The 23202-nt window shown below is 31.4% G+C and carries 24 protein-coding genes and 1 tRNA gene; 11 read left to right on the top strand and 14 right to left on the bottom strand.

From position 1 onward, the window contains the following. Window positions 1-10: 10 nt before the first annotated feature. The 5 genes from BX611_RS12285 to BX611_RS12265 all read left to right on the top strand — a co-directional run bounded on the left by BX611_RS12285 (window position 11) and on the right by BX611_RS12265 (window position 3271). Window positions 11-982, top strand: coding sequence for a polyprenyl synthetase family protein (locus tag BX611_RS12285; RefSeq protein WP_115881674.1), 972 nt, complete (start codon window positions 11-13; stop codon window positions 980-982). Continuing rightward, complete coding sequence (locus BX611_RS12280; RefSeq protein WP_115881672.1) at window positions 982-1332, top strand: hypothetical protein; 351 nt, start codon at window positions 982-984, stop codon at window positions 1330-1332. Before BX611_RS12285 ends, BX611_RS12280 begins: the two co-directional genes overlap by 1 nt. A 153-nt stretch (window positions 1333-1485) precedes the next feature. Beyond that, a tRNA-Ile gene (locus BX611_RS12275) sits at window positions 1486-1559 on the top strand. 109 nt (window positions 1560-1668) lie between these two features. Beyond that, on the top strand, window positions 1669-2679 hold the full coding sequence (locus tag BX611_RS12270; protein ID WP_115881670.1) for an XdhC family protein: 1011 nt from the start codon (window positions 1669-1671) through the stop codon (window positions 2677-2679). After that, complete coding sequence (locus tag BX611_RS12265; RefSeq protein WP_115881668.1) at window positions 2672-3271, top strand: nucleotidyltransferase family protein; 600 nt, start codon at window positions 2672-2674, stop codon at window positions 3269-3271. Before BX611_RS12270 ends, BX611_RS12265 begins: the two co-directional genes overlap by 8 nt. Window positions 3272-3393: 122 nt before the next feature. On the opposite strand, the gene BX611_RS12260 is transcribed toward BX611_RS12265, so the two are convergent. The 3 genes from BX611_RS12260 to BX611_RS12250 form a co-directional block, all read right to left on the bottom strand. Continuing rightward, window positions 3394-5631, bottom strand: a complete 2238-nt coding sequence (locus BX611_RS12260) for a xanthine dehydrogenase family protein molybdopterin-binding subunit (RefSeq protein WP_115881967.1) — start codon at window positions 5629-5631, stop codon at window positions 3394-3396. Window positions 5632-5641: 10 nt separating this feature from the next. Further along, window positions 5642-6100: a (2Fe-2S)-binding protein gene (locus BX611_RS12255; protein ID WP_115881666.1), complete on the bottom strand. Its 459-nt coding sequence runs from the start codon at window positions 6098-6100 to the stop codon at window positions 5642-5644. A 202-nt stretch (window positions 6101-6302) separates the two neighbouring features. Next, window positions 6303-6707, bottom strand: a complete 405-nt coding sequence (locus BX611_RS12250) for a nuclear transport factor 2 family protein (RefSeq protein WP_244923639.1) — start codon at window positions 6705-6707, stop codon at window positions 6303-6305. 402 nt (window positions 6708-7109) lie between these two features. Here BX611_RS12250 and BX611_RS12245 point away from each other — a divergent pair, with 402 nt between their 5' ends. Continuing rightward, window positions 7110-7814, top strand: a complete 705-nt coding sequence (locus BX611_RS12245) for an AraC family transcriptional regulator (RefSeq protein WP_317047899.1) — start codon at window positions 7110-7112, stop codon at window positions 7812-7814. 47 nt (window positions 7815-7861) lie between these two features. After that, window positions 7862-8014, top strand: coding sequence for a helix-turn-helix domain-containing protein (locus BX611_RS15285; RefSeq protein WP_317047898.1), 153 nt, complete (start codon window positions 7862-7864; stop codon window positions 8012-8014). 128 nt (window positions 8015-8142) lie between these two features. On the opposite strand, the gene hypE is transcribed toward BX611_RS15285, so the two are convergent. The 7 genes from hypE to BX611_RS12210 all read right to left on the bottom strand — a co-directional run bounded on the left by hypE (window position 8143) and on the right by BX611_RS12210 (window position 16930). Next, on the bottom strand, window positions 8143-9168 hold the full coding sequence (gene hypE / locus BX611_RS12240) for a hydrogenase expression/formation protein HypE (protein ID WP_115881662.1): 1026 nt from the start codon (window positions 9166-9168) through the stop codon (window positions 8143-8145). 1 nt (window position 9169) lies between these two features. Continuing rightward, window positions 9170-10261: a hydrogenase formation protein HypD gene (hypD, locus tag BX611_RS12235; protein WP_115881660.1), complete on the bottom strand. Its 1092-nt coding sequence runs from the start codon at window positions 10259-10261 to the stop codon at window positions 9170-9172. A 161-nt stretch (window positions 10262-10422) separates the two neighbouring features. Further along, the gene (hypF, locus tag BX611_RS12230) at window positions 10423-12675 is read right to left on the bottom strand and encodes a carbamoyltransferase HypF (RefSeq protein WP_115881658.1); all 2253 of its coding nucleotides are present in this window, start codon (window positions 12673-12675) and stop codon (window positions 10423-10425) included. A gap of 32 nt (window positions 12676-12707) precedes the next feature. Next, complete coding sequence (locus tag BX611_RS12225) at window positions 12708-13241, bottom strand: hydrogenase maturation protease (RefSeq protein WP_115881965.1); 534 nt, start codon at window positions 13239-13241, stop codon at window positions 12708-12710. 80 nt (window positions 13242-13321) lie between these two features. Beyond that, window positions 13322-14050: a Ni/Fe-hydrogenase, b-type cytochrome subunit gene (gene cybH, locus BX611_RS12220; RefSeq protein ID WP_115881656.1), complete on the bottom strand. Its 729-nt coding sequence runs from the start codon at window positions 14048-14050 to the stop codon at window positions 13322-13324. Between the two features lie 10 nt (window positions 14051-14060). Further along, a complete protein-coding gene (locus BX611_RS12215) occupies window positions 14061-15794 on the bottom strand; it encodes a nickel-dependent hydrogenase large subunit (RefSeq protein WP_115881654.1) in 1734 nt (577 codons plus the stop codon). Window positions 15795-15805: 11 nt separating this feature from the next. Beyond that, window positions 15806-16930 (bottom strand): hydrogenase small subunit, encoded by a 1125-nt coding sequence (locus BX611_RS12210; protein WP_115881652.1) that lies wholly within the window; start codon window positions 16928-16930, stop codon window positions 15806-15808. Window positions 16931-17175: 245 nt separating this feature from the next. Between BX611_RS12210 and BX611_RS12205 the strand changes: the two genes are divergently transcribed. The 3 genes from BX611_RS12205 to BX611_RS12195 all read left to right on the top strand — a co-directional run bounded on the left by BX611_RS12205 (window position 17176) and on the right by BX611_RS12195 (window position 18745). Beyond that, window positions 17176-17517, top strand: a complete 342-nt coding sequence (locus BX611_RS12205; protein ID WP_115881650.1) for a hydrogenase maturation nickel metallochaperone HypA/HybF — start codon at window positions 17176-17178, stop codon at window positions 17515-17517. Window positions 17518-17529: 12 nt separating this feature from the next. Then, entirely contained in the window at window positions 17530-18381 is an 852-nt protein-coding gene (hypB, locus tag BX611_RS12200; protein WP_115881648.1) for a hydrogenase nickel incorporation protein HypB, read from the top strand. Window positions 18382-18490: 109 nt separating this feature from the next. Next, the gene (locus BX611_RS12195) at window positions 18491-18745 is read left to right on the top strand and encodes a HypC/HybG/HupF family hydrogenase formation chaperone (protein WP_115881646.1); all 255 of its coding nucleotides are present in this window, start codon (window positions 18491-18493) and stop codon (window positions 18743-18745) included. 52 nt (window positions 18746-18797) lie between these two features. Here the strand turns inward: BX611_RS12195 and BX611_RS12190 are convergent, their stop codons facing one another. The 4 genes from BX611_RS12190 to BX611_RS12175 all read right to left on the bottom strand — a co-directional run bounded on the left by BX611_RS12190 (window position 18798) and on the right by BX611_RS12175 (window position 22651). Further along, window positions 18798-19370 carry a thioredoxin family protein gene (locus BX611_RS12190; protein WP_115881644.1) on the bottom strand — a complete coding sequence of 191 codons (573 nt, stop codon included), beginning with the start codon at window positions 19368-19370 and terminating at the stop codon, window positions 18798-18800. Window positions 19371-19403: 33 nt separating this feature from the next. Beyond that, a complete protein-coding gene (gpmI, locus tag BX611_RS12185) occupies window positions 19404-20921 on the bottom strand; it encodes a 2,3-bisphosphoglycerate-independent phosphoglycerate mutase (protein ID WP_115881642.1) in 1518 nt (505 codons plus the stop codon). Between the two features lie 208 nt (window positions 20922-21129). Next, entirely contained in the window at window positions 21130-21558 is a 429-nt protein-coding gene (locus tag BX611_RS12180) for a Dps family protein (RefSeq protein WP_262510563.1), read from the bottom strand. Window positions 21559-21880: 322 nt separating this feature from the next. Continuing rightward, window positions 21881-22651 carry a M48 family metalloprotease gene (locus BX611_RS12175; protein ID WP_115881638.1) on the bottom strand — a complete coding sequence of 257 codons (771 nt, stop codon included), beginning with the start codon at window positions 22649-22651 and terminating at the stop codon, window positions 21881-21883. Between the two features lie 232 nt (window positions 22652-22883). Here BX611_RS12175 and BX611_RS12170 point away from each other — a divergent pair, with 232 nt between their 5' ends. Further along, complete coding sequence (locus BX611_RS12170) at window positions 22884-23195, top strand: rhodanese-like domain-containing protein (RefSeq protein ID WP_115881636.1); 312 nt, start codon at window positions 22884-22886, stop codon at window positions 23193-23195. Window positions 23196-23202 lie beyond the last annotated feature (7 nt).

The following is a 23202-nucleotide window of genomic DNA, read 5'->3' as shown; positions in this document are numbered from 1 at the left end:
ATAAGGCTACATGGATGTAATTAATGCGTATAAAGAAGAATTTTTAACCTATTTAAACAAGAAAATAGTGGTTAAGGAACCTGCTAATTTGTATAATCCAATACATTATATTTTGCAAATAGGAGGTAAGCGGTTACGGCCAGTTTTAACAATTATGATTTGTGATTTGTTTGATGGAAACTCTAAAAAAGCCTATGATGCAGCTTTGGCAATAGAACTATTTCATAATTTCACCTTAATTCATGACGATATTATGGATAGCGCTCCAATTAGAAGGGGAAAAGTAACCGTACATGAAAAATGGGATGTAAATACAGGTATTTTATCAGGTGATGCCATGATGATTTTGGCTTCGCAATGTTTTGAAAATTACAATCCGAAATTATTTAAAAAATTAGTTAAATTATTTAATAAAACTGCCTTGGAAGTTTGCGAAGGGCAACAGTTAGATATAGATTTTGAAACCAGAAATAATGTTAGTATTGCTGAATATATTAAAATGATAACCTATAAAACATCGGTTTTAGTTGCTGCTGCAATGAAAATGGGTGCAATTATTGCAGGTGTTAAAAAACAGGAAGCGGATAAAATTTATGAGTTTGGATTAAATTTAGGAATTGCATTTCAATTACAAGACGACTTTTTAGATACTTTTGGTGATGCATCAACATTTGGAAAACAAATTGGTGGAGATATTATTGAAAACAAAAAAACCTTTTTGTATTTAAAAGCATTAGAGGTTTGTAATAAAATGGATTCAGAAAAATTAATAGGTTTTTACAATACTGAAAATAAATCTGAAACTAAAATACAAGAGGTTACTGATTTATTTACCAGGAATAAAATTTCAGAAATAACAAAAACTGAAATCGAAAAATATACGAATAAAGCATTTGCAATTCTTACTGAATTATATATTTCAGAAGATAAAAAAGAACTACTTAAAAACTTTGGTTTGGGTTTAATGAAACGTACTATTTAATGTTACAACCTGAAAACTCTTTAGAATTATTAAAAACTGTTACAACAGAAAATTTATTTGAAAAGTTGGTAACTCAGCTTAATAAGGATTTTCAATTGGCAAATATTGATAAGCTTTTTAAATCAACTATTTCTATTAATAAACTCGCGGAAGAGTTATCCGGAATATTGCTACATTTAATTCAATTTAAATATGATGATTATTTAAATTTATTATATAGAATTGATATTTCTGAAAAGGAATTAGCTACTATTAAAAGCAGTAATTTAAAAGATTCAATAGAACAAGTATCTTTTATTATTTTAAAAAGAGAATTTCAGAAGGTTTGGTTAAAGCGAAATTATAAATAACATTAAATTATTTGAAATCAATTTTATATTTACTGATTATTTGGTAATCAAAAGGTTAATAAAGTAGTGAAAATTTAAATTGTGATTATTTTTAAAAATTACAAAAAAGAGTTGTACATAAAATAAAAAGTAGTAATTTTGCACCCAGTTTTAGGTCCCATAGCTCAGCTGGTTAGAGCATCTGACTCATAATCAGAGGGTCCTTGGTTCGAGCCCAAGTGGGACCACAATAAGATCAAGCACTTATATAAAATATATAAGTGCTTTTTTATTTTTCCGCAAGATCCTATTGATTTCTTTGCAAAAAAGCGTATTTTTATTAGATAAACTTTTCTAATGACGCACGAGCTTAAATCCATTATTGAACAAGCCAAAAAATGGCAAGAAGAAGGTAAAAAATCTGTTTTAGTTACGGTGGTTGAACTAGAAGGTTCTTCATATAGAAGACCTGGTGTTAGAATGTTGTTAAACGAACAAGGAGAAGCAATGGGTGCTGTTAGTGGTGGTTGCGTTGAGAAGGAAGTAACCTTTCAGTCGGGTTCTGTTTTTAAAGAAGGGAAATCAAAAATGATAAATTATGATGGCAGACTTCGTTTGGGTTGTGAAGGTGTTATTTATATGTTAATTGAGCCATTTGAATTAACCAATGAATTATATCAAGCATTTAATAAAGCCATTGAAAATAGAGTTTCCATAATGATTCAATCTCAATACAAAAAGGAATTTGGGGAATTTGAACATATTGGATCTATAATTAAAATAGAAGACAAAACCTTTCCATTTAATAAGTTAGTAAAGGAAGACGAGCAGCTTATTAAATTCGAGCAAAAACTACCACCATTATTTCAGTTACTTATTATTGGTTCAGAACATGATGCTGTTCAACTATGTATAGCGGCAGCTAACGTGGGATGGGATGTTACTATTATGGCTTCTCCAGATGAAGCAAAAACTATAGATTATTTTAAAGAAGCATCAAAACTGATAACTCCTTTATACGATAAAATTGATACTTCCAATATTGATAAGCAAACGGCTATTGTATTAATGACCCATAGTTTTAATAAAGATGTTCAATATTTATTGGCTTTAAAAGATGTGTATCCTGCGTATTTTGGGCTATTGGGACCTAAACATCGTAGAGAACGGTTAATGGATAAGTTGTTGGAATACAATCCAGACATTGATTTTGACTTTATTGATCAGTTAAGAGGTCCAGCAGGAATTAATATTGGAGCAGAATCTTCACAAGAAATTGCTGTCTCAATAATTGCGGAAATTCTATCAGTAGTTAGAAATCAAAACCCTATGATTCTTAAAGATAAATCAGGTCACATACATGCCTAATTTACCAATTATACTTTTGGCTGCAGGGGAATCCTCACGAATGGGATCTCCCAAACCTTTATTATTTTGGAAAGGAAAAACATTAATTGAATTTCAGTTAAGAAATTTATTAGATACACATCAACAAGTTTTTGTTGTATTGGGAGCAAATGCGGATCAGATAATTCCCTTTATTAAGTCAATAGAAGTCAATATAATAATTAACCAAGATTGGGAAGAGGGAATGAGCACCTCTATTGCTTTTGCAGTTAAAAAAGTGATGGATACTATAAAAAATATTGATGGGGTAATTATCACAACTATAGACCAGCCATTAGTAGATACTGAGCATTTAAATACTATAGTTAAAAGTTTTAAAGCGAATGAAAAGCAACTTATTGTTTCAGAATCAGACAATGGATGGAGAGGTGTTCCAGCTCTTTTTGATCAATGTTATTTACAAGAACTAGCCAAATTAAAAGGAGATTCAGGAGCTAAATCTGTTGTTCACAACCATAGTGAAAATGTACAGATAGTATATGCCGGCAATAAATTAGTAGATATGGATACGCCTGAAATCTATCAGCAGTTAAAAAGTGCTACTCACCAATAAAAATTATTATGCTGTTTTTGTAATGTTGTAAAATACAGCTGTAAAAATTATTGAATTCTTAACAGCTGTATTATTTAATAGATCTAGATTATTTTCAACCTCAATTGTTTATCTAGAATATTTTAGTCTTTATTCAAAGGTTGATTGTAACTTCTCTTGCCAGTAGCTTTATACATGGCATTTGTTAATGCCGCAAAAGCAGGTGGAAATAATGGTTCTCCAAGACCAGTTGGATCATAATTGTTTTCTACAAAGTGAATATCAATATTTTTTGGTGTTTCACTTTGACGAATCATTCGGTAATTATTAAAGTTGTTTTTAGTTGGGGCTCCATTATTAAAAGTTAATTCTCCAAACAAAGCATTTCCAATTCCATCAATAATTCCACCTTCTCCCATGTTTCTTGCAGCATCTGGGTTTACAACAATTCCACAATCTACAGCAGCTGTAACATTTTCAACTCTAGGAGTTCCCTTAGAAGTATCTAAATCTACTACTTCTGCAACATACGAATTATGACAAAAATAGGCTGCTACTCCTCTAGGAGTTTTAATGGATGGATCTCCCCAATTCGATTTTTCTTTAACTAACTTAATTACCCCAGCATATCTTTCCGCATCATAATCATTTCTTTCACCTACAGGATTTTTTATGGCTTTATCCAATAATTCTAACCTAAAATCTATTGGATCTTTTCCCATAACTTCAGCGAGTTCATCCAAAAACGCTTGCTCTGCTGTTGCAATAAAGTTAGATCTAGGAGCTCTAAAGGCTCCAATGGTAATGTTAGATTCTATTTGAAACCCTTCCGCTAAGTAGTTTTCTATAGCGCCTGCTGGAAATCTATCTGCATGCACGGCATGTTCAGGTACTCCACCACCTTTTATATGCAATCCAATTAAATTATTGTCTTTATCTAATGCAGCTCTATAGGTTGCTATATAGGAAGGTCTGTAAACACCATTTGTCATGTCATCTTCTCGTGTATAAACTAACTTAACAGGAGTTTTTACTTTTTGAGAGATTAGGGCGGCTTCAATCATTTGGTGACTGTATGCTCTTCTACCAAATCCACCTCCCATTCTTGCTAATTTAATTTGAATTTTCTCAGCATCCATACCTAAGCTATTTGCAAGCGTTCCCCTGATAAATTCCGGAGCCTGTGTAGGTCCATATATTACAGCAGAATCACTTTTTACATCTGCAAAACAATTCATAGGTTCCATAGTATTATGAGCTAAGAAAGGCGCTGTATAGGTTCTTTCAAGAATTTTAGCAGCCTCTTTAAAAGCTTTTTCAGGATCGCCATCTTTTCTTAAGAGTTGTGCTGGTTTTTTACTTAATTCAGCCATTTTAGCGTTGTGATCCAGCGTGCTTTCTAATCCTGTTGGGATTTTTACGTCCGAAGTTCCACCTCCCCATCCTAGCATTTTAAAACTGGATTCGGGTTGTTGTTCCCAATCTACTTTTAAAGCTTTTTTGGCTTGTAATACTTCCCAAGTTGAGTTTCCTACAATAGCAACTAATTTTGGAAACGCAGCGGTATCGAAAAAATTTCTGGCATAATCATCTTTAAAAACATTAATTTCAAAAACGTCCACTATTCCAGGCATATTATTTATAGAAGATGCATCAAAAGATTTTAACTGCATACCAAAAGCAGGTGGGTGCACTATCATAGCTGTTAGCATCCCTTCCACATAGTGATCAATAGCAAAAAGCGGTTTTCCAGAAACTATTGCAGGGTTTTCTACGTTAGTTTTAGAATGACCAATAATTTTGAAATCCTTAGGGTCTTTTAATTGAACATCTTTTGGAACTTCTAAAGTTGATGCTAAAGATGCCATTTCTCCATAGGAAGTTTCTTTGCCGGAAGATTCATGAATTATTTTTCCATCCAAAGTGGTAATTTCTGCAGAATCTACTTCCCAGGTTTGTGCGGCAGCATTTACGAGCATTTGTCTTGCTGTAGCACCTGCTGTTCTAAGAGGAATCCAGCCCTGTCTAATTCCCTGACTTCCTCCTGTAAATTGACGATCGAATCGATCTGGAAAGAAATCAGCTTGTTCCACAATTACCTGCTTCCAATCAATATCTAATTCTTCGGCAATAAGCATAGGCATCGAAGTTTTAACATTTTGGCCAAATTCCGGATTTGGTGAATAGAGCGTAGTTAAACCATTTTCGCCAATTTTTATATAACTGTTTAATTCAAACCATTCTTTTGGCATTTTTAGTGCTTCCTCTGTAGAGAATTTACATCCTGTTAACCAGTTAAAGCTTAACATCAATCCTCCACTTGCTAATGAAGATACTCGAATAAAGGAACGTCTGTCCATTTTTTTTGTAGTTGTTTTCATAGATGTTGTTTTAGGATGCTTTTGCAGCTGATTTAATTGCTTTTTTAATTCTTGTATAAGTACCGCAACGGCAAATATTACCATTCATAACCGATTCAATATCTTCATCAGTTGGATTCGGATTTGATTTTAAAAGAGCTGCAGCTTGCATAATTTGTCCAGATTGGCAGTAACCACATTGTGCAACATCTTCTTCTATCCAAGCCTTTTGAACAGGATGATCTCCGTTTTCTGACAATCCTTCTATAGTAGTTATTTTTTGATTGCCAACTAACGAAACAGGATATTGACAAGACCTTACTGCAATATTTTCAACGTGAATAGTACACGAGCCACATTGGGCAATTCCACATCCATATTTTGTTCCAACAAGTTGTAAATGATCTCTTAGTACCCAAAGTAACGGGGTAGAAGGATCTACCTCTACTGAATGTTGTTTTCCATTAACACTTAATGAATAATTTGCCATGTTATTTGCTTTTAATTAATGATATGCTTTTTAGATGAAATATCAAATATAGTATAATTGACTAAATTTTATTAATAGACATTTGTAAAATCTCTATTAGCGAATATACTAAAGATACTAAAAATAGTGTATTTGAGGGTGTTATAGTAGTTCATCTTATTTTTTTGATGCTGTTTAATAATTGCTTGACCTTCTACATTTTTTAATCTCTGGAAAGGAGTTTGCTAAAAGTTAAATCGGCCAATTTCCATGCTTCATTTTCTTTTACATAAACTTCTGTTACCATAAAGGGAGTAGTTACCTCATTGCTACCAACAACAGCGAGCAGTGTAATTCTGTTCCATAATATGGCTGTATTTCCAATTACCTCTAACATAACTTCATGGATATCCGCTTTCTTGTAATGGATGAATCCGTTTCTAATGATGTCTATCTCCCGGTCTTTTCCCCAAGTTCCTCCCATATGTACAAACTTGGCCTTATCATGAAAAAGTACGGCAAGACTGTCGGCATTTTTATCGGCCATCCATTGCCATTTTGATTTTGAAAGCTCTTTTATTTCTTGTACAGTTTTTGAATCTTGGGCTAGGGAAAATTGGGCGCTCAAGAGAATAATTAAGAGTCCTAAAATTGATTTTTTCATCTGTTTAAATTTTATTTTGTTAGTTGTAACAGCTGTAGTTAGCCATTAATAATTTCTTTGTGGATCAAAATTTGTGATGCTCGTTTCATTTTAATTTGTATACTTTTATTATTGCTGAATTGAACATTTTTTACTCCAACCATTTCGCTTACTTTTTGAATAGAAGTGAGGTGAACTGCAATATTTAAGTTAATTGTTTTAATAGGTGTGTACTTCCTATTTTATTCTTACTCTTCAAAAGTATCAACTAAAAAGAATAGTATAACTACCCAATTTACTGTTTTAGCAACCATTATTACTGAAAATCTACTAAAGCTGTGATTTTTTCTGAAGATATCCTTAAATTTGATTTAAGACAATTCTATTATGAAGAAAATAAAAGATTTGGTGTTGGTAAATGATTATTGTAAGGGGTTTAATTTATCCACTTTACATCCCTTTGTCACGATAGTAGATCTTTCAGAAGGAAATTTGATTGCTAAGGATAAAACGAGTTTACTGCGGTATCATTTTTATGGAGTATTTCTAAAACAGGGAGATGCTTGTGTAATAAAATATGGTCGAAAAAATTATGATTATCAAGATGGTACACTTGTTTTTGTAGCTCCTGGTCAATTGGTAAATATAACTCATATTCCAGAAAACTATAAGCCGGCTGGGTATGCACTATTATTTCATCCAGATTTGATTCGCGGAACGAATCTTGGAAATAATATTGATACATATTCATTCTTTTCTTATGAATTGAATGAGGCGCTACACTTGTCAGAACGTGAGCGACAAATTGTATTGGATTGCTTTGATAAAATTCGATTTGAATTAACGCAAGGAATAGATAAATACAGCAAAAGTGTTATTGTATCTAATATCGAACTTTTTTTAAATTATTGCACGCGTTTCTATGGCAGGCAGTTTATTACAAGAGACTTGGTAAACGTTGGGATTATTGAAAAATTTGAATCGTCACTGAATACCTATATACTCTCAGGGAAAATAAAAGAAATGGGAACTCCTAACGTTAGTTATTTTGCTAATGAACAACATCTTTCTCCCAATTTTTTGGTGATTTAATAAAGAAATAAACTGGAAAATCAGCACAAGAACACATTCAACTGAAGTTGGTTAATGCAGCGAAAAACCTTATATATGATACTGAAAAAAGTATCTCGGAAATAGCATATGAACTAGGATTTAAATATCCACAACATTTTAATCGGATGTTTAAAAAGGCTATTGGTCAAACACCTAGTGAATATAGAAATTTGAACTAATGGAGTACAATACAAAAAATAAAGTTATTTATAACTTATAGTACTCATAATCAAGTGCAAATTTTTAGTACTTGTGTATAGTGCTATAAAACTATAAGCCTCACAATTTTGTGAGGTTTTTTTTGTTACTAACAAATTCTAGGTAATTGTTCACCAACTAGCGGACTTACAATTCGTTTACCTCCAATTAAACTTTGCATAACCACCTTGTTTGGGTGTTCGTTTGTAAATTCACCAATTAAAGCAGCGTTTTTCCCTTTTTTATGATTTCTCATTAATGCTAAAACTTCCTGTTCAATACTTGGATCAACAATTACTAAAAACACACCTTCATTAGCAACATACATTGGGTCTAGGCCTAACATTTCACAAGCTGCAGCCACTTGTTTTTCTAAAGGAATATAGATCTCTTTTATAAAAATTCCTTTATTAATATCATTAGCAATTTCATGTAAAACGGTTCCTAAACCACCACGTGTAGGATCTCTAAATAGTTTGATTTTATCACCAAAAGCATCTAATAAATCAGTAACTAAAAAATTTAAATTGGTTGAATCACTTTCAATAGTCGATTCAAATTCTAAACCTTCACGTTCACTCATAATTGCCATTCCGTGTTGTGCAATAAATCCGTTTACCAAAATTTTATCACCTTCTTTAATGTTGTTAACTGAAATAGTAGCTTTAGCATGTACAGCTCCAAAACCAGTAGTGTTTATAAAAATTTTGTCACCTTTTCCACGTTCAACAACTTTTGTATCTCCAGTAATAATTAAAACACCACTTTCATCAGCTGCTTTTTTTACAGACTGCACTATTTTTATAAATTCGGAAACTTTTAAACCTTCTTCAACAATAAAAGCTAATGATAAGTATTTTGGTATTGCACCGCACATAGCAACATCATTTACAGTTCCATGAACTGCTAAACTTCCAATATTTCCACCTTTAAAAAATATTGGCGTTATTACAAAACTATCTGTTGAAATAGCTATTTCTCCTTCAATTTTTACAATAGAACCATCGTGTTTTTGATCTAAAAAAGGATTGCTAAAAGTCTTAAAAATTATTTTATCTAATAAATTCCTTGTTAATTCTCCCCCACTTCCGTGTCCCAAGTTTATAGTTTCAAATCCTATGTTTTCTATATCCATGTTATTTGATTAAATTGTTTGAAAAATGATAATATGCCGCACACGCACCTTCGGAAGAAACCATTGGTGCTCCTAATGGATTGGAAGGTTTACACGTTTTTCCAAACTGTTCACATTGATTCGGTTTTTTTAAGCCTCGTAAAATTTCACCAGCAATACAGTTAGCATTTTCAGGTACATTTATATAACTAATATTGAATTTTGCTTCAGCATCATATTTTCTGTAAGCTTCTTTTATTACATAACCACTATTTGGAATTTCACCAATGCCACGCCATTCTCTTGTGCCAATTTCAAATATCTTTTGAATAACATTAATAGCAGCTATATTTCCTTCAGTTTTTACAATGCGCGAATATTGATTTTCTAATTTGTATTTCCCTTCTTCCAATTGTTTTATAGCCAAATAAATTCCTTGTACCAAATCCAATGGTTCAAAACCTGTAATTACAATCGGAATTTTATACTTGTTCACCAAAGGAACATATTCTTGCGTTCCCATAATTGCACATACATGTCCAGCGCCTAAAAAGGCATTTATAGTACAAAATTTATCATCTAAAATTGCTTCCATTGCTGGTGGAACTAATACATGTGAAGCTAAAATGGAATAATTAGAAACACCTTCTTTTTCTGCGTGTAAAACCGACAATGCATTTGCTGGAGCTGTAGTTTCAAAGCCAACCGCAAAAAACACCACTTCCTTATCAGGGTTCTGTTTGGCTATTGAAACTGCTTCAATGGGAGAATATAAAATGCGTAAATCTCCACCTAATGCTTTGGCTTCTAATAAACTTTTTTTACTTCCAGGAACACGGATCATATCACCAAAAGAACATACAATAACTCCTTGTTCTAACAATTCAATGGCTTTATCAATTAAATTTAAAGGGGTAACACAAACGGGACAACCAGGACCATGAATCATTCGCACTTTTTCGGGTAATAATTCTAAAATTCCATTTTTTACTAAGCCGTGTGTTTGTCCACCACAAATTTCCATAATGTTCCATTCACAAGTTGTTATTTTATGAATTTCATCCAAGACTTTTTTAGTAGCTTCTAAGTTTCTATATTCACTTAAATATTTCATTTTTATGTTCTTTTTACACCTTTCAAAAAGGCATTCAAAAAGTTTTAAAAAGCGTCATTCTGAATTTATTTCAGAACCTCATCAAACTTACATCCAATGATTATGAGAACCTGAAACAAGTTCAGGTTAACGAACGTAAGTTATATTTTTTAAATCTATTTTCATTTTATATTTAAATAATACATTAATTGTCCAAAGGAAATATTTTCATCGTTAGGAGGTAAATCTGTATGAAAATACAACTTTATTTCTTTGGGAGCCAATTTTAATAATAAATCTACCAAAGTAGTATTCTGAAAAACCCCACCACTAAAAGCAATATGTTTATAATCAGTTTGTTTAGCTATTTTAAGGATTGAATCTGCCAACGTAAATAAGAAATTAAGAATACATTTTTCTTTTGAAACGCCATTTTTAATATCAGTAAACATATTTTGAATGATCTCTCTTGCTGAAATTCCACTTTCTGTAGAATTTAAATAACTTTTACACGTATTTAATTTGTAAGAATCTATTGAATTTTCTAATAAAATTGCAGCTTCTCCTTCATAAGAATTATAATCTGTAATATTAAGTAAAGATGCAACAGCATCAAATAACCTTCCAATTGAAGAGGTTTTTAAAGTGTTTGATTTTTTTAAATTTTGATAGGTTTTTAATTCGTTTTTTGTGAATTTTTCGCTTAAGATTTCATGCATTTCTAAAGAAGCCAACGATAATAAAGAAATGCGTGGTTCTTTAGACATTTTATCACCTAGTAACCAATCGAAATACGATAAATGGTGTATTCTTTCAATAGTATTTTTTTCATAATTAAAGAATTCTCCACCCCAAATATTAGAATCATCACCGTAACCGGTTCCATCAAAAACAATTCCTAAAACTTTTTCACTCCATAAATTATGTTCACCTAAAATAGCTGTAAAATGTGCTTTGTGATGTTGAATTTCAAGTAATTTTATGTTATTTTTTTGAGCTATTTCTTTCCCAAATCGTGAACTGTAATAGCTAGGATGTTTATCTGCTAAAATTACATTTGGTTCTTGCTCAAATATGTTTATAAATGAATTTATTGTTGAAATAAAACGATTGTAAACATCAAAATTTTCGAGATTTCCAATATATTGACTCACATACAAACATTGATTTGGATAAAAAGCAATGCTACTTTTTAAATCTGCTCCTAAAGCCATTATTTTTTCAGTGGAATTTATTTTAACATTCAAATAATTTGGAGCAAAACCACGAGATCTTCTAAACAATACTTCTTGCTGAAATTTATAGCTGAATTTAATTACAGAATCATCTTGAGGATGTGTAATTTTTAAATTATGCTGTAAAAAATAATCGGTTATATTTTTTAATTTATCTAAAGCGTCCTCATTTTCATTAATTATTGGTGACCCATGAATATTTCCACTTGTTGCAATAATTGGAAAATTTAATTGATTGGCTAATAATTGCAAAATTCCCGAATAAGGTAACATAACACCTAGTTGATTTAAACCTGGAGAAACTTTATTTAAAGCAATTTTCCCGTAATAGTTTTTTGATGAAATAATGGTAATTGGTCTTTCTTTTGAAGTAAGAGATTTAACTTCATTTGTATTTAAATCTAATTCATTTTTAAGAAAAGCTAAAGAAGGAAATAAAACTGCAAAAGGTTTATTAGGTCGGTTTTTTGTGGTTCTTAATTTTTGAATAACGGATTCATTTTCAGCATTACAACATAATAAGTAACCACTGGTGTTTTTAATTGCAATTATATTTCCCTCTTTTAAAAGTTGTACTATTTTTTGAAATATTTTTTCTTTTGAAGTTTTAATTTTTTTCCCTTCGGAAGAAATTAATATCAAGTTTATGCCACAAGTTGAACAGGTATTTGTTTGTGAATGAAAGCGTCTGTTATTAGGATTTGTATATTCGTTTTTACATGTATCACACATTGGAAAATCATCTATACTTGTATGGGTTCTTTCAAAGGGGAAAGTTTTAGTAATAGACCAACGTGGACCGCAATTAACACACGTAGTAAAAGCATAATTATAACGCCTGTTATCTACAGTTTCAATTTCTTTTTTGCAATCTTCACAAATGGCAAAGTCAGGTGTTAGAGGTAAATTTAACGGTCTGTTTTTATTTGAAGGGATAATTTTAAAATCTTCAAAATTTCGAATATCAATTTCAATAATTGAGCTTTCTTTTATAAGAGAAACGGGTGGTGGAAATTGAAGTAATTTTTTATAAAATTTATACACGGTATTTTCAGCCCCAGAAATAAAAATTATAACACCTTCTTCGTTATTTGAAACATTGCCTTTTAGGTTGAATTTATGGGCTAAACTATAAACATGCGGTCTAAAACCTACGCCTTGTACTTGACCTGATATTGTAATTTTGTAGGTTTTTAACATTCAATTTATAGCTTTAAAAACGTACTATAAATTTACGATTTTTTTAGGTGAAGTTCGGCTGAATGATTTAAAATTTGCTTAATTATTTCAGGAATTGCTGCACTAACTTTTTCATTTAACTCAATGGTCATTGGATTTAATTCTTCAATAGAAACCGTAAATAAATGAATGTCAGGAATTTCTTCCATTAAATAAACCGCTTCAATCATATCTTTTAATCCTACATCGTGCACACTTAATGCTGATGGAAAATCAGATGCAAATTTTGGTCGAATAAGCGAAATTGTTCCAGCAGGTTTTCCGTCCATTGTGGCATCAACAAAAATAATGGTTTTATAAGCTTCAAAACAGTTTAATAATAGAAAACCACCGGTACCACCATCTAAAATATCTATATATTCAGGTAATTGGTTTTTAGACATTTCTTGAATAATATGTACTCCAATTCCTTCATCTCCCATTAAATAATTACCAACACCCATTACTAAAATGCTGTTAGATTTATCTTTTTCAAAAAAATGGGAGTCGCTACAAATAGCAACAGGTGGTCTTTCTTTTATATTCATATTATAAGGTTTAAAAAGTAAATTCATGATGCCTTTAAATGCAGTGACAAAATGAATTTACTTTTAACTAAACTAATCTATTACTTTTCTTCTATTTCTTTGTCATGAAATTTAGCTGCTTTTTTTAATCGCGTTTCACTTACAAATTTAAAACCTCCAAACATTGATGAAACTTCTCCTCTTCCTTCAATATAATCATGATAAAACACCAAATAAATATGCACCATACTAAAGAAAATAAATAGCCACATTGAAATATGATGTATGGTTCTTACCATAAAGTCGCCTCCAAAAATTGGAATTACCCAACTAAATAATTTTGGCAACCACCAGCCAGACATGTCAGCATACAATGCAAAACCCGTAGCTATCTGTATTAAGGCAATAAAAAACATGACTAAATATGACAAAGTTGCAACGCTGTTATGACCAATACTAATATTTTTTACATTTCGTTTTTCTTCATTTAAAAGGAAAATATCAATTTTAAGTACATGCCAAAAGTTGTTCCAATTTTTTTTACTGAAAGGCCAAAACGCTCTCCAGCTTGCAAATTGATTTCCATTAAAAGCCCAATAAACTCTTAAAATCATTACAAAAAAGAAAATATAAGCAGCTGTAAAATGTATAAACCTAATTATTCCAAAAGTATGTAAGTTGGTTGCCTCTGCACTTGAAAGTAGTGCAGGAGGGTTCGCAATTAAAAATCCGGTAACAGTAAGTACAATTATTGCAAGAACATTTATCCAGTGAAAAATTCTAACAGGAAGTTCCCATACCATTACTCTTTTAAAATTCCTAGTTTCCATAATTTAAAGTTTAGCTTTCACAACTTGCTATATTTTGAACTTTTGAAATATGATTTCCGTGTTCATCATATAAATGTACCGCACACGCCAAACAAGGGTCGAACGAATGGATAGTTCTAATAATTTCTAACGGCAATTCAGGATCGGCAACTGGTGTTCCAATTAAGGCAGATTCATACGCAGAACGTTGACCTTTTGGGTCACGTGGTGAAGCATTCCATGTACTTGGTACAACTTGTTGGTAATTTTCTGTTTTACCATCTTTAATTTTAATCCAATGTGCTAATGCACCTCTTGGAGCTTCCATAAACCCAACACCTTTTGATTCAGCAGGCCAAGTTTTAGGATCCCAACTTTCCATATTGGCCATACGCTCATCACCGTTTTTAATGTTATTCATTAATGTGTTGTAGAATTCCAATGTCCAACCGGCAACTAATTGTGTTTCTATACCACGTGCTGCAGTGCGTCCTAAAGTTGAAAATAATGCATCTACAGGAACATTTAAATGAGATAATGCGCCATTTACTGCATCTTGAATTTCTTTATTGCCTCTTCCATAACCTACTAATAAACGAGCAAGTGGTCCTACTTCCATTGGCATTCCTTTCCAGCGAGGAGTTTTTATAAAACTATATTTTTCTTCTACATTTAAATGAGTATAAGGTGGTTTTGGACCAGAATATTTAATATTTGTTTCACCTTCCCAAGGATGTTTACCTGTATCTTTTCCTTCTGCATAATTATCGTACCAAGAATTGTTTACAAATTCTTCAATATCATCATTTCTATGATCTACATCATGTACTTTTGATAAATCTCTTCCTATTATTACACCTTGTGGAAATTTAAAGTTTGAAATATCAGCATAACCATTTGTTGGAAAATCGCCATAACTCATATAATTACCAAATCCTTTTCCAATAGCTCCCCAATCTTTATAGAATGAAGCAATTGCTAATAAATCGGGAATATAAACTTGTTCTATAAATTCTTTTCCATCTTGTAATAATTGCCCAACATAGGCTAATCTTTCAGCAGTTAGTCCTCCAGGGTTTTCAGTATTAATTGCACAGGCCATTCCACCAACCAAATAGTTAGGATGTGGGTTTTTACCACCAAAAATAGTATGAACTTTAACAATTTCTTTTTGCCATTCTAATGCTTCTAAATAATGTGCAACACCTAATAAATTAACTTCAGCAGGTAATTTCATTTGTGGATGTCCCCAATAACCATTGGCAAAAATTCCTAACTGACCGCTTTCAACAAATTTTTGAATTCTTTTTTGAATGTCTGAAAAATAACCAGGTGAACTTTTTGGCCATTTAGAAATACTTTGCGCTAATTCAGAAGTTTTTTTAGGGTCAGCTTTTAACGCATTTACAACATCAACCCAATCTAATGCGTGTAAGTGATAAAAATGTACAGCATGGTCATGCATATACAAAGCTCCTTCCATTATATTACGAACCATTTCAGCATTTTGAGGGATTGCAATTCCTAAAGAATCTTCAACAGCTCTAACTGAAGCTAATGCATGTACCGTAGTACAAACACCGCAAGTACGTTGTACAAAGGCCCATACATCTCTAGGATCACGACCTTTTACAATATTTTCAATACCTCTAACCATGGTACTGGAACTAAAAGCATCTACAATTATTCCGTCTTTTATTTCTGCCTCTATTCTTAAATGACCCTCAATACGTGTAACAGGATCAACTACTATTCTATTTGCCATTGTTTTAAGTTTTAAGAATCAATATTTTTCTCGTTGCTTTTACCGCGATTTATTCTGCTCATAAGTTCTTTTCGTTTAGAAATATTTGCAGCTACAGCATGTACTGCAAGTCCGCCGGCAAGAACTCCAGCTGCAACTTTACCAATATCATCAGCAAGACCTTCTTCTGTTAAGCCTGGAACTTTGGTTGCCCTTTCATAGAAAGGTCCATTATCCCAAAAATTAGCTTCACTACAACCAATACATCCATGACCTGATTGAATAGGATAACTAACTCCATTGTTCCATTTTATGGTTCCACAAGAATTGTAAGTCATAGGTCCTTTACAACCTAATTTGTATAAACAATAACCATCTTTGGCATTTTTATCATCAAAAGTTTCTGCAAACAATCCTGCATCATAATATGGTCGTCTATAACAACTATCATGTACACGTTTTGCATAAAAAGCTTTAGGTCTTCCTAACCTGTCTAATTCAGGTAAACGCCCAAAAGCAACAACATGAACAATAACACCTGCCATAACTTCACCAATAGGTGGGCAACCCGGAACTCTAATTATAGGTTTGTTTTTAACTATTTTATGAATAGGTGTTGCTTCCGTTGGATTTGGTTTTGCAGCTTGTACACAACCATTTGAAGCACAACTTCCCCAGGCAATAATTGCTTTTGCGCCTTCAGCAGCTTCTAAAAATGATTCTTTAGCAGTTTTTCCGGCAATACAACAATAATTTCCATCATCTCCTAAAGGAATAGAACCTTCAACGCAAAGAATGTATTCTCCTTTGTATTTTTTCATTGTTTCTTGTTTTGCCGCTTCAGCCTGATGACCAGATGCTGCCATTAATGTTAAAGTGTAATCTAGAGAGATACGATCTAATATTATATCAGCCACAATAGGATGATCAGATCTAATAAATGACTCGCTGCAACAAGTACATTCTTGGTAATGTTCCCAAATAACAGGCATTCTTGGTGTGTTTTCCAAAGATTGAGCTATTTGTCCAACCATTGAAGATTCTAAGCCCATAAAAGCAGCCATATATGTAGAAAATTTCATAAAATCTCTACGGCTATAACCTTGTTTTATGATACTTTCATAATAGGTTTTGCGTTTTTCATTATTGGTAGACATAGGTTAAGTTTTAAGTAATAAAAGAGATTAATTAATCTTTTGCTTTTATATTTAAAAAAGCGCCTATCTAATTTACAATAAAAATTGATTAAAGCAAGTGTAACACTCTAATTTAGAATGTTTTAAAATAAGACTATATAATCTTAAAATGGTAACAATTGTTACATACATTTTTTAGTGACTTATATCATACCTTTTCTTTTTATATATTTTGTAACTTTGAGAGTATAACTATTTTAAAAGAAATGCACGAATTATCAATTGCATTAGGTATTGTTAAAATTGCCGAAGATGAAACTAAAAAAGCAAATGCCAAAAAGGTTTCTAAAATTGAATTGGAAATTGGTGTTTTAGCTGGTGTGGAAATTGATTCTTTAAATTTTGTTTGGAGCTCAGCTGTGGAAGAAACTGTTTTGGAACATGCTGAAAAAGAAATTATTGTAATTGAAGGAAAAGGCAAATGTATAGATTGTGATACCGAATTTTATATGGAAAATATTTATGATTGTTGTCCAAAATGTGGCAGTAATTTTAAGGGTATATTAAAAGGAAAAGAACTAAAAGTAAAATCGTTAGAAGTAATTTAAAAGGTTATTATTATGTGTGGAACTTGTGGCTGCGGATCAGATTCTAATGGTCCTGTAATTTCGAAACCTAGAGAAAATGAACATGTTCATTTGCATTCTCACGATGAGCATCATCATAATCATCACAGTCGTTCACATCATGAACATCATCACGATGGGCACTCACATGCGCACCCTGAACATACTCACACGCACAACAGTCATTCACATGATCACAAACACAAGGTGTTAGAAATTGAACAGGATATTTTACAAAATAATCAAATATTGGCAGCTAGAAATAGAGGTTATTTTGAAGCTAAAAATATTTTTGCTTTAAATTTAGTAAGTTCACCAGGTTCAGGAAAAACATCTCTTTTAGAACGTACTTTGGCAGATTTAAAAGATGAAATTCCTTTTTATGTAATAGAAGGTGATCAACAAACATTAAATGACGCAAATAGAATAGATGCTTTAAAAATTCCAGTTGTTCAAATAAATACAGGCAAAGGTTGTCACTTAGAAAGTGATATGGTTTATGATGCGGTTAAGGAATTGGAAATGAAAGACAATTCAATTTTAATGATTGAAAATGTTGGAAATTTAGTTTGCCCATCTATGTTTGATTTGGGTGAAAGTAAGCGTGTTGTAATTATTAGTACCACCGAAGGTGAAGATAAACCAATAAAATATCCAGATATGTTTCATACATCAGATATTTGTATTATAAACAAAATTGATTTGTTACCTTATGTAAATATTGATGTTCAAAAATTAAAAGATTATGCTTTGCAAGTAAATCCAAAATTGAAATTTTTTGAAGTTTCTGCTACAAATGGTGATGGAATGGACGCTTGGTATAAATGGTTAAAAAGTATAAAGTAAAAAGTAAAAAAATGGATGGTTGAGCGGATTCGAAACCATAATATAATGTAATTAAAAAAGTCATTTCTACTCCACTCAATGACCAATAACCAACAACAAACAACTAATTATGTGTTTATCAATTCCAGGAAAATTAGTAGCAATTACATCTCAGTTAGATGAAACTTTTAGAGTAGGAAAAGTATCTTTTGATGGAATTATAAAAGAAGTGAGTTTAACCTTGGTTCCTGAGGCTAATATTGGAGATTATGTATTAGTTCACGTTGGTGCAGCTATTTCTACAATTGATGAAGAAGAAGCTATAAAAACATTTGACCTTTTAAAACAGTTAGGAGAACTTAATGACTTAGAGGATAATAAATAAAAAAAGGGGGTAATTTTTTAATTACCCCCCCCTTTTTTTATAGTGTTAAAATTTAATCTTCGTAAGAATGTTTATACAACTCTCCGCTAACAATTTTTAACATATCTTCCTCAACGGTTTCTCTTGGGTATTCAACAAAGCGACCAATCTCTTTTCCATTTTTATAAAAAATAAAGGTAGGTACTCTTATTATATTGAAACCTTCCTGTAAATTATCAGGGGTTTTTTTACTTCTATTAACTGTAACTAATTCTAAATTATTATAATTAAAATCAGTATTATCTAAAATCTTATATAAAATAGGAGTTTGCTGTTTACTGTCACCACACCAAGTTCCCATAAATGCTTTAATTGTTATATTTTTTAGAAGTGGTTTCAATGCTGAAATAACTTCTTCATTTAAAGTATAACCCTCATAATTTGGTGTGAACCAATTGTTATAAGGTTCTTGAAGAAAACTGTCTTTATTGGCAATACCAATTAAATTTCCTGAAGCATCTTTAGAAGCTGTTACAACAACTTTTACTGGAGTTGTATCTTCTTTAACAGGATTTGATACAGTCTTTTTTGAAGTTGAACAACTAATTGTTGCAATTAAGATTAAGCAAAAAAATATGTTTTTCATTATTTGTGAATTTTATCAAGTAAACTTACAAAATTAAATTAATGAATGTCTGGTCATTTCTTTAGGTTGTTCAATCCCCATTAATTTTAAAATTGTTGGAGCAATATCACCTAAAACACCATCTTTAATATTTTTTACATCTTTATCAACAACAATAAATGGAACAGGATTGGTTGTATGTGCCGTATGAGGTGAACCATCAGGGTTTTTCATAGTTTCACAGTTACCATGGTCTGCAATTATAATAGTTGTATAATTGTTTTCATTAGCAACAGAAACAACATCTTTAACGCATTCATCAACTGCTTCGCAAGCTTTTATAGCAGCCTCCATAACTCCAGTATGTCCAACCATATCACCATTTGCAAAGTTTAAACACACAAAATCAACATCTCCTTTTTTTAATTCAGGAATAATTGCGTCTTTAATTTCATAGGCACTCATTTCTGGTTTTAAATCGTACGTAGCAACTTTTGGAGATGGGCATAATAATCTTTTTTCACCTTCAAATTCTTGTTCTCTTCCTCCTGAAAAGAAAAATGTTACATGTGGATACTTTTCAGTTTCAGCAATACGAATTTGTTTTTTGCCTGCTTTTTCTAACACTTCACCTAAAGTTTCTTCCAAATTATCAGTATTATAAATTACATTTATGTTTTTGAAAGTTTCATCGTAATTGGTCATTGTTACATAGTGTAATGGTAATGTTTTCATACCAAACTCAGGAAAATCTTGTTGTGTAAGCACTTCTGTTAATTCACGACCTCTATCTGTTCTGTAGTTAAAGAAAATTACAACATCATCAGCTTTTATTGGTGCTTTTGGAGTTCCATCAGCATTTATCATTATAATTGGCTGAATAAACTCATCAGTTACATCATTTGCATAACTGTTTTCAATACTTTCAATTGCATTGGTAGATGTTGAACCAGTTGCATTAACCAAAGCATCATAAGCAATTTTTACACGTTCCCAACGTTTATCACGATCCATTGCAAAATAACGACCGGTAATTGAAGCCAATTCACCAGTTGTTTTAGCCATATGTTCTTGAATATCATTGATAAAGAATTTACCAGATTTTGGGTCACAATCTCTACCATCAGTAAATGCATGTAAATACACATTTTTGGCATTATTTTCAGCAGCAACATCTAACAATCCTTTTAAATGATCTATGTGAGAGTGAATACCACCATTAGAAACCAAGCCCAATAAATGAATATTTTTATTATTTTCTTTAGCATATTTTAGCGCATCTAATAAAACTTTTTCCTGACCTAAAGTTTTATTTTTAACAGCCATATTAATTCTAACTAAGTTTTGGTATACAATTCTACCGGCACCTAAATTCATATGTCCAACTTCACTATTTCCCATTTGACCTTCAGGTAAACCTACATGTTCTCCATCGGTACGTAAACTGGCATTTGGATAAATATTATATAAACTATCTATGTATGAAGTTTTTGCATTAAAAATAGCTGAAACCTCAGGATCTTGAGTAATTCCCCATCCATCTAATATCATTAATATTACTTTCTTGTTCATTCTAAAATGTGTTTAATTTTGAAGGTCAAATATACAAAGTATTAACGGTAAGAGCCTTACTATTAGGTATTAAATTCGTCTTAAAATTACTAAAACGATTGCGGTATGGTTAATTTTAACACCGGGTTAAAATAAATAAATAAAAAGCCTCAGATCAAAAATTGATCTGAGATTTTCTAGGTTATATATGTATGAGAAATTACTAGTATTACTTAGTCCAAGAGGTAAACATCCAATTTCTCTTTTCTAGTGTTCTCATAAAATCAGTTATTATTTGTTCGGTTACATTATCTCCAGTGTCTAATGCAGCATTTACAACATTTAGCATTTTATGGTGTAAAATATCATAATCTTTAAGCAGCTGGGTTACCATCTCAATTGGTGTCATTTTAGCTGCTTTAGCTTCTTTAATTTCAGAAACGGATAAAATTTCTGTCATTGTCATTGAAGGTTTAATTCCAAATACTCGCACTCTTTCGGCAAGTATATCAATATTTTCTTTAACGGTGTTATATTCGTCTTCAAACTCTTGATGAAGTTCAAAAAAATCAGGACCTTCAATATTCCAATGAAAATTTCTTAATTTGTGATAATGCACAATATAATTTGCAATTAATTCATTTAAATGAACTACAATTTCTGCGGTTTCTAAATAAGTAAATCCTAGTTTTCTATATGTTTTTTTTTGGTGATGTATTTGTATTTTTTGTAAGTATTTCCATGTTTTATAGTGTTTAATAATGAACGCTATTTAAAACACCTAAATTAAGGTGGTATAAATGCTAAAATATTTTTTGAAGTGGTAAATTAAAAAGTTTGAGTAAGAAGTAGTTAGACCTTATTAAAGTCTAAATAACATTAATTTTGAAGTAATTTTCTGTGTGTATCATATAATCAATATACAGGTTTTATTTTAAAAGCCAAATATTTAACATTCTTTAACACTTGTAAAAAGAGCCTTATTTTCTATACTTTTCAATAGCTTCTTTAATTTTTTCAATTCTGTTTTCAGGATCTGGATGTGTACTAATTCTTTCAGGGGTTCTGTTTGGTCCGGCAGCGGCTTTTAATATTTCCATAACACCAATTAATTCATTTGGATTGTAACCTGCATCCATCATAAATTTTACACCTAATTCATCACTCTCTAATTCGTCATCTCTTCCATAGCTCATATTTATAACATTGGCTAATCCAGCAGCTCCTTGTGCGGTACTTGGGTCAAAACCAACAGAAACAGCACTTAAAACACCTTGTGTTAATCCTTGTTTTGCCATGCGTTCTGCAGAATGGCGACCAACTACATGTCCAATTTCGTGCCCTAAAACTCCGGCCAATTGGTCTTCATTTTCCAACTTTGCAAATAAGGCGTAAGTAATAAATATTTGTCCGCCAGGTAATGCAAAGGCGTTAATGGTTTTAGGATCTCTTAATAAGTGGAAATCGTATCTATAACTTGTTTGTTTTGCAACACTATTGTTTACCAATTTTTGACCAACCTGATCAACTAATTTTTGATAATTTTGGTCTGGATATAATCCACCATGTTGTTGTGCCATTTGCGGTGCACTTTGTAAACCAATAACCACTTCTTCATCGGTAGAAATTGAAATATGTTGTTTTTTTCCAGTAAATTCATTTATTTCACTGTTAGAGTAGTATTTAAAAAGTGAAAACAATAAAATTGCTGCACCAATTAATAGTTTTATTTTTGTATTTCTCCTTCTCATTTTTAACTTTTTTCAATCGGCTAAATATACAAAAGAAATTTACTTTTAAATTATAGCGGACCATTTTAACATACTAATAATATTTTAAAATATATATTTTACTAATTAAAATTAGTTGTAACTATTTAATTAATAAATGTTTAAAGTTGTTATTTAAAATTTTATGGTAACTAGTGTTACGATAATTCATATAATATAGCTTATATTTGCGCAAAATTTAAAATATAAAAGAATGAGTTTTTTCGGATTATTTGGTGGTGGTAATGAAGAATCATCAATTGAAGAATATTTAAAAGAAGGAGCTGTTGTTATAGATGTAAGAACAGTTGAAGAATACCAAAGTGGGCATGTTAATGGTTCTAAAAATATAGTATTAAATACTATTCCAACAAAAGTTGCAGCAATAAAAGCAATGAATAAAAAAGTTATAGCTGTTTGTAGAAGCGGAGCAAGAAGTGGGCAGGCTACAGCATTTTTAAAGCAAAATGGAATTGATGTAATTAATGGCGGTCCTTGGCAAAATGTAGCTAAGTTTGTAAATTAATATTACT

The organism is Lutibacter oceani, from assembly GCF_003384935.1.
Classification (GTDB): Bacteria; Bacteroidota; Bacteroidia; order Flavobacteriales; family Flavobacteriaceae; genus Lutibacter; species Lutibacter oceani.
The sequence above is the reverse complement of the archived record's forward strand: the minus strand, read 5'-3'. Positions and strand labels throughout refer to the sequence as shown.

Bases quoted from the DNA above. Each gene is read 5' to 3' on its own strand.
- BX611_RS12285 (WP_115881674.1), top strand. From the start codon at position 11: ATGGATGTAATTAATGCGTATAAAGAAGAATTTTTAACCTATTTAAAC.
- BX611_RS12280 (WP_115881672.1), top strand. From the start codon at position 982: ATGTTACAACCTGAAAACTCTTTAGAATTATTAAAAACTGTTACAACA.
- BX611_RS12270 (WP_115881670.1), top strand. From the start codon at position 1,669: ATGACGCACGAGCTTAAATCCATTATTGAACAAGCCAAAAAATGGCAA.
- BX611_RS12265 (WP_115881668.1), top strand. From the start codon at position 2,672: ATGCCTAATTTACCAATTATACTTTTGGCTGCAGGGGAATCCTCACGA.
- BX611_RS12260 (WP_115881967.1), bottom strand. From the start codon at position 5,631: ATGAAAACAACTACAAAAAAAATGGACAGACGTTCCTTTATTCGAGTA.
- BX611_RS12255 (WP_115881666.1), bottom strand. From the start codon at position 6,100: ATGGCAAATTATTCATTAAGTGTTAATGGAAAACAACATTCAGTAGAG.
- BX611_RS12245 (WP_317047899.1), top strand. From the start codon at position 7,110: ATGAAGAAAATAAAAGATTTGGTGTTGGTAAATGATTATTGTAAGGGG.
- hypE (WP_115881662.1), bottom strand. From the start codon at position 9,168: ATGGATATAGAAAACATAGGATTTGAAACTATAAACTTGGGACACGGA.
- hypD (WP_115881660.1), bottom strand. From the start codon at position 10,261: ATGAAATATTTAAGTGAATATAGAAACTTAGAAGCTACTAAAAAAGTC.
- hypF (WP_115881658.1), bottom strand. From the start codon at position 12,675: ATGTTAAAAACCTACAAAATTACAATATCAGGTCAAGTACAAGGCGTA.
- BX611_RS12225 (WP_115881965.1), bottom strand. From the start codon at position 13,241: ATGAATATAAAAGAAAGACCACCTGTTGCTATTTGTAGCGACTCCCAT.
- cybH (WP_115881656.1), bottom strand. From the start codon at position 14,050: ATGGAAACTAGGAATTTTAAAAGAGTAATGGTATGGGAACTTCCTGTT.
- BX611_RS12215 (WP_115881654.1), bottom strand. From the start codon at position 15,794: ATGGCAAATAGAATAGTAGTTGATCCTGTTACACGTATTGAGGGTCAT.
- BX611_RS12210 (WP_115881652.1), bottom strand. From the start codon at position 16,930: ATGTCTACCAATAATGAAAAACGCAAAACCTATTATGAAAGTATCATA.
- BX611_RS12205 (WP_115881650.1), top strand. From the start codon at position 17,176: ATGCACGAATTATCAATTGCATTAGGTATTGTTAAAATTGCCGAAGAT.
- hypB (WP_115881648.1), top strand. From the start codon at position 17,530: ATGTGTGGAACTTGTGGCTGCGGATCAGATTCTAATGGTCCTGTAATT.
- BX611_RS12195 (WP_115881646.1), top strand. From the start codon at position 18,491: ATGTGTTTATCAATTCCAGGAAAATTAGTAGCAATTACATCTCAGTTA.
- BX611_RS12190 (WP_115881644.1), bottom strand. From the start codon at position 19,370: ATGAAAAACATATTTTTTTGCTTAATCTTAATTGCAACAATTAGTTGT.
- gpmI (WP_115881642.1), bottom strand. From the start codon at position 20,921: ATGAACAAGAAAGTAATATTAATGATATTAGATGGATGGGGAATTACT.
- BX611_RS12175 (WP_115881638.1), bottom strand. From the start codon at position 22,651: ATGAGAAGGAGAAATACAAAAATAAAACTATTAATTGGTGCAGCAATT.
- BX611_RS12170 (WP_115881636.1), top strand. From the start codon at position 22,884: ATGAGTTTTTTCGGATTATTTGGTGGTGGTAATGAAGAATCATCAATT.